The organism is Spirosoma soli (assembly GCF_042684525.1).
Lineage (GTDB): Bacteria > Bacteroidota > Bacteroidia > Cytophagales > Spirosomataceae > Spirosoma > Spirosoma soli.
The window spans coordinates 87,022-93,167 of the sequence record NZ_JBHULN010000015.1 but is presented as its reverse complement, the minus strand read 5'-3'; the positions used below and the strand labels follow the sequence as shown (position 1 = coordinate 93,167).

Here is a 6,146-nt window from a genome sequence, read left to right as displayed (position 1 = left end):
CCTCCGATTCGTAAAGAGTTATGGCGTGGGCGTTTTATGACTGATAATGGTTACAATGGAGCTTGTTTAGAAAATTATATGAGCGCTTAAGTGATTTGATTGGAGTTTGATCTATAATCAAGACGGAAAAAACCTACGGCTGGCGCGGAAGTGTCAGCCGTAGGTTTTTTACGCCTTATTTGCAGAAGTAAGCCCCAGCAATAACGTCAAAACAACGGGCGTCGAGCGACTGACGCGGGGTAGCAGAAGGTGCCAACACCGTCAGTCGGTCGGCGTAGGGCAGGTGATTGATTTCTTCGTCGAACACCAGTTGACTATGCCGTAAGTATCTCAGACCACTTTAATGCCTGACTCACTGAATAGTTTCAGCAATTGCTGTAACAACTGGCTCTTAAAGCTTGCTTCGGTATAGACGCTGGTGATCCATACCTGCACTTTCAGTTCTATGCTATCGGCAGCGATGGCAGTGACCAGCACTTCGGGCGGTATCGTTTTAACAACGCCTTGTATTTCAACAACTTCTTTTTTGATTAAATCCGTAAGTGCTGGCAGGTTTGTATCCGCACCGACCTTGAACGTAAGGTCGGTTTTTAGATTACTGCTGTTCGATGTCCAGTTTACCAGGCGGTTGGCCAGCAAATCGCTGTTGGGAATGATTACTTCGGAGCCTTGCACAGTTTTCATCCGGCTCGACCGAATGCCGATGTCGTGGATCATGCCTTTTTTGTCGGCCAGTTCGATGTAGTCGCCAATCTGGAATGGTTTTTCAAAGATGAGGATGATGCCCGACACAAAGTTGCTGACAATGTTCTGCATCCCTAAGCCGATGCCTACACTGAGTGCACCTAGCACCACGGTAAGCTTGTCGACCGAGATGCCCGAAGCCGCCACGGCCAGTAGCACACCGGCGATAATGATAACCAACCGCACCAGGGCCAGCATGGAGCTGATGTGTTCGACCTGCTCACCCGTCGAGGGCAGTTTGCTTTCGCCAAACAACAGGCTTACGTTTTTTTGCAGCAGACTGGACAGATAAACAATAATCGAGAACGACAATACATTGCTCAACGTGAACGTAATGCTGCCGAATGAACGAGGCCGAACGAGTATCTGGTAAAAGAAATTAAATAAACTGTTGGCTATACCCAGGTTGATGAAGAACACCAGTAGCCAAAGGCTAATAGTGACGAAAAGAAGTATTCGCTGAAACGACCCTCGTATGTGGTCTGTATTCACGCGCGAAAAGATGCCTTTGGCGTGGGTGCTTAGCCTCATCTGCAACTCCAGGCCTTCCATCATGATCTGGATGAACACGCCCAGTCCGATCACTTGCACCAGTCCAATAACAGCTGTAATGCCCAGGGTTTTGGCCAGGCTAATACGCCCGAACACGTTGAGTACAATAGCCAGTACCTGTAAGAGTTGATAAAGCCGAATAACCGGATTGATGAGTCCCTGGCTAATATGCTCACGGTTTAGCTTTGGGTAGAATACCAGGCCAATGTACAGGAAGCCTATGTTAAGGGCTATTAACGCAAGGCGAATGAAAATGGAATCGTTTAGCAGGGCATTGACCACAATAAGTGCCACGTACATGGCGATATTCAGCAGCCAAAACCGTAAATCATGCCTGGTAAAGCGCTTCCAGAGATGAACCGTCAGCACCATCAACAGCAGAAACTGAGTAACCTCTATGTACAAAGAAGGGGAGGTTGGCTCAAAAAGCGGGGTCAGATTAAGGTAGACAATCAGCGAAGCAACAATGGGCACCGGCTTTAGATTCTCGAACCGGATAGGATCGATCTGCTTGTCGGCCAGAAGCTCAGCGGCTTTGCGGTAGTTTGTAAATACCCATACAAAAAACAAACCCGACAAGAGGAGTAAGAGCAGCCGGTTGTCCCAGGTTGAATTAATAAAATACCGGAATATTTTATTCTGGCCCTGATAGGTCGATTTGACAATGGCCTGCGTGTTGCCAGCCCCGAATGAGGTAGGGGCGTCCCACAGGTAAGGCGACTCCCGGTAAAAAGCATTCGTGTTCGACTTTTGCAACTGCTCATTAATGATGGCCTGCAAGTTGCTGACCGATATTGACGTAGCTGAAACGTCGGCCAGAAGCCGGCTCACAGAATCTAACTTGGCACTGGTGAGCGTGCCGGCTTCCTGCAATTGTAGTTTAAGGCTGGATAGCTGTCCGGCGTAAAACTTCTTTTGGGTCGTATCGTTGCCTGCTACGATCAGCAGCGAGTCATCACTCAACGCCAGCACCTCGTCGAGTCGGCTCTGTAAATCGTTGTTAGCCTTTGAGAGTGTAGCTCGCCAGTCGGTCAGCTTTTCCTGAGAGTCGTCCAGGATTAAGCCATAACTCGACAGATTCTTTGAATCGATACTTTTGTTCGGCGTGTTTACGTCGGCGGAGATAGGAGCAATGCTGGCCTTTATACTCCTGAGGCCATTCCGTATGCGATTGGCGCCGGAGTTTTTTTTATTCGCTGCCTTTATTTCAGTAATAACCGACTGTGCTTTCTGTATTTTGAATAACAACGTATCCGGAATAGTCAGGGCCGGCGGGTTACCCGTAGACTTGGTCGTATCCTGCGCCATCACCGGCTTGGCTCCGGTCAGGAAAAGTATGATTAGGGCTAGTTTAACGAATAATTTCTTGACGGGCTGATAGCTGATACTGAGGTTATTATATTGCTGAAACATCATACATTAATCAACATCAAATTAAGTGCAGATAGGTGGTCAACAAACAACAGCCTATGGGTTGTTGTGCCATCTGCTTTCAGTAGGAACGCAAATTGTGCAGTACAATTCGGTAAAGTACGGCTTATCTGAGCAAATGGACACGGCTCGGACGAACTAAATAGGCGTTCCGATACGTTGATGGTAGCCTGCTTTTTGGGCCCAGCCTAATAGGTATAGATTAACGTTAACGGCTTCGATTTTTCAAAAACAACCTCTGAGCCCAAAGTTGTGTCTTCGCTGAAATCAACCTTATGCGTGCCAGTAAGCACCAACCGCTAATCGGCCAGGAGCAGCCGAGGTGTTGCAGAAACGATACCTTGCCAACTTAGTTTAGTGGCACTTAGGAACTCACCCCTTTCTTTTTATCTTTTGGCCTCATTCCACTGAATACATTATGCGTCTACCCAAAGCGGAACACGTGGCTCAGCTACAGGCAACTGCCTCCAGACTAAAACAGGAGTTTTTTGACTTGGACAAGATTGAGCGGTACTTTCGGTTAAGTGATAAAGAAAGCGTTTATCAAGTTATTTCAGACAAGACCTTTCAGGATCTGGACATGAATGAAGTTTTTATGTTCGTTGATCGTACCAGCTCGAAGGTGGGCCAGCAGTTTCTTTATCATACAGTACGTACAATTCCTGATGATAGACTCCAGTCCGAACGATTTGAAAAGCTGATCAACCGTATTGAGCGAACCCCTGGCCTGAAAGACACGATCCTGCTTGAATTATCGACCTTAAACAGCCCTAATGCTTACTCTGTTGTCTCTTTGTTTTTGAGAGATCAAGTCCAGAAACCCAAGTGGTTCTGGGTTATTAAAGCTCTGTCGTTTACTAGCCTCTGCGTGGTGCTACTGTCCATTGGCTTTCCGCAGGCGCTGCTTCTGCTACTGCCCTTGCTGGCGGTTAATTTTCTGATTCATTATTGGAACAAGAATAACCTGTATCAATACGTTGGCTCCATTCCTCAATTAGCCCGTATGAATCAGGCGGCCAAAGAGATCAGCAACTACGAAGTCAACGATGAACTAAGTCCTGGCATTCGTCTATCCATTGATGCAATAGATCGCCTGGGAGCGCAAATGTCTTTGTTTAAGCTGGAAGCAAAATTGCAAAGCGAGATTGGCCTTATTGTTGACTATGCACTGGAATTGGTGAAAGCGTTGTTTTTGCTGGAACCACTCGTATTTTTTAATGTGCTGGAAAAGATCAATGTGAAACGAACGGAAATCGAAGCTGTCTATCGTTACGTCGGAGAAATCGACGTAGCCATGTCGATACGATTTTTACGAGAGCAACTGCCTTTTTTCTGCCTGCCGACTTTAACTGCTGACAAAAAGCAGCTTACGGCTCTGGATGCTTACCACCCCCTCATTGACCAGTCCGTGCCTAATTCTATTTCTCTAGTGGATCATTCGGCGTTATTAACCGGCTCTAATATGTCGGGTAAGACTACGTTTATCCGTACAATTGGTATAAACGCGCTCATGGCTCAGACGCTGAACACCTGCTTTGCTAAACAATGGCGGATGCCAAGGCTAAAGATTCACTCGGCGATCCGGATCAGTGACGATCTGTTAAGCGCCAAAAGCTATTATTTCGATGAAGTACTAACCATAAAAACCTTACTTGACCAGAGTCAGACTGCGGAAGGACACCTGTTCTTGTTGGATGAGTTGTTTAAAGGAACAAATACCGTCGAGCGAATTGCTTCGGGCAAAGCGGTTTTGAGTTATCTGAACCAAAAGGCTAACCTGGTTTTTGTGTCCACCCACGATCTGGAACTGGCCGAATTAGTAAAAGACTCGTTCCAACTATTTCATTTTACCGAGATCGTTGAGGAGGGCACAGTTCTGTTTGATTATACACTTAAAAAAGGCAATTTAACCCATACTAACGCCATCCGGATCTTGGAACTGAACCAGTATCCCACGGAGGTGACCGACGAAGCGACTCAATTGGCCCGACACCTTTACGCCAACAAACTGAAGCCGGATGCTGGCTGAAGCAGCTCCATTAAAAATTCCACCAGACTGTTTTCGGATATACCGATCCTAGCATAACGGGCTCGCCAATCTGGGGCGTCGTTACGTCGAGTCCTTGCTCAGCAGCTCGTTTGGTAAGCCGCTGAATGGGTTCGTTCCAGGCATGATACGCCAGTGCGAACTTAGCCCAGTGCACCGGCAATACCGTTTTGGCTTTTAAATCCTGCGCGGCCGTTGCCACCTCTTCCGGAAACATATGAATGCTCGGCCAGTCTTTGCCGTACTGGCCGCATTCGAGAATGGCCAGGTCAAACGGACCGTATTTGGCACCAATCTCTTTAAAATGACTGTCGTAGCCCGAATCGCCCCCGAGGAAAATGTCGTAGCCATGCAGTTTCAGGGCAAACGCGGTCCATAACGTTTTGCCACGCGAGAGACTTCGCCCCGAAAAGTGCCGCGCTGGCGCTGCTGTCAATTCGATCTGATCCGCTACTTTTTGCGTTTCCCACCAATCAAACTCAACAATTTTGTTTGCCGGAACACCCCAGCGTTCAAGGTGTGCCCCAACACCGAGGGCCGTATAAAATCGTTTCACTTTTGGGATCAACTGCACAATGGTCTTGTAATCGAGGTGGTCGTAATGGTCATGGGAGAGCACAAGCAGATCTATAGTTGGCATGTCATCGGCGGTGTACACGTTTGATCCAGGAAAACAGCCTCCAAAAAAGGATACGGGCGATGCATAGCCGCTGAATACGGGATCGACCAGAATATGAACGCCTTTCGACTTAATCAGGTATGACGAATGCCCAAACCAGACAATCGTTGGTTTATCGTCGATCAGTGCGTTCAGATCTGTATGGACGGAAGGCAGGGCATGCGGAGGAACATTATCTTTTGGTTTGTTGAGGTAGTCTGTAAGCATAGCCGCATACGAAGCATTTTCTCGCATGACGGCCGTTGGTGTCAAATTATGGAATGATCCGTCCCGGTAATTAGGTGAGTGCTTGATACGTTCCAGGCGAGTTGTGGCCGGATTGCTCCCAAACGTAGGTTGCTGCATAAATAGCAGCGTTGCTCCTACTAAAACGGTTAAGACGATAGTGATGGTTAGCATGGTGGTTTTCAATCGTTTCATGCAGCCACAACGGGTAGTGCTTACATCAGGTTCCAGGGTTTAGGCTAAGTCATTATGGGAACAATACCCATTCGGGGGGTGTTATGCAACCGAATCAACGGAATGTATCGGTAATGCTTTGTTTAATGTTTGTAAAAAAAAATTGAACAGAATAGGGCTAAAACCGGTTATTTAGTTGACAATCGCACACTAATGAGCGTTTTGGCTACACGCTCTGCCGTCTGCCTGTGTTGTACACAAACTTTGTAACGACAGGTTGATCGAACCCTTTAT

The 6,146-nt window shown here is 47.3% G+C and carries 4 protein-coding genes; 1 reads left to right on the top strand and 3 read right to left on the bottom strand.

Translation table 11 applies throughout. The features are described 5' to 3' along the window. Positions 1 to 175: 175 nt before the first annotated feature. Both ACFSUS_RS21065 and ACFSUS_RS21060 read right to left on the bottom strand, forming a co-directional pair. Positions 176 to 307: a hypothetical protein gene (locus ACFSUS_RS21065; RefSeq protein WP_381525726.1), complete on the bottom strand. Its 132-nt coding sequence runs from the start codon at positions 305 to 307 to the stop codon at positions 176 to 178. 23 nt (positions 308 to 330) lie between these two features. Next, the gene (locus ACFSUS_RS21060; protein WP_381525725.1) at positions 331 to 2,712 is read right to left on the bottom strand and encodes a mechanosensitive ion channel family protein; all 2,382 of its coding nucleotides are present in this window, start codon (positions 2,710 to 2,712) and stop codon (positions 331 to 333) included. 433 nt (positions 2,713 to 3,145) lie between these two features. On the opposite strand from ACFSUS_RS21060, the gene ACFSUS_RS21055 reads away from it, so the two are divergent. Further along, positions 3,146 to 4,756 (top strand): MutS-related protein, encoded by a 1,611-nt coding sequence (locus tag ACFSUS_RS21055; protein WP_381525724.1) that lies wholly within the window; start codon positions 3,146 to 3,148, stop codon positions 4,754 to 4,756. Between the two features lie 10 nt (positions 4,757 to 4,766). Here the strand turns inward: ACFSUS_RS21055 and ACFSUS_RS21050 are convergent, their stop codons facing one another. Further along, positions 4,767 to 5,873, bottom strand: a complete 1,107-nt coding sequence (locus ACFSUS_RS21050) for an MBL fold metallo-hydrolase (protein WP_381525723.1) — start codon at positions 5,871 to 5,873, stop codon at positions 4,767 to 4,769. Between the last annotated feature and the right edge of the window lie 273 nt (positions 5,874 to 6,146).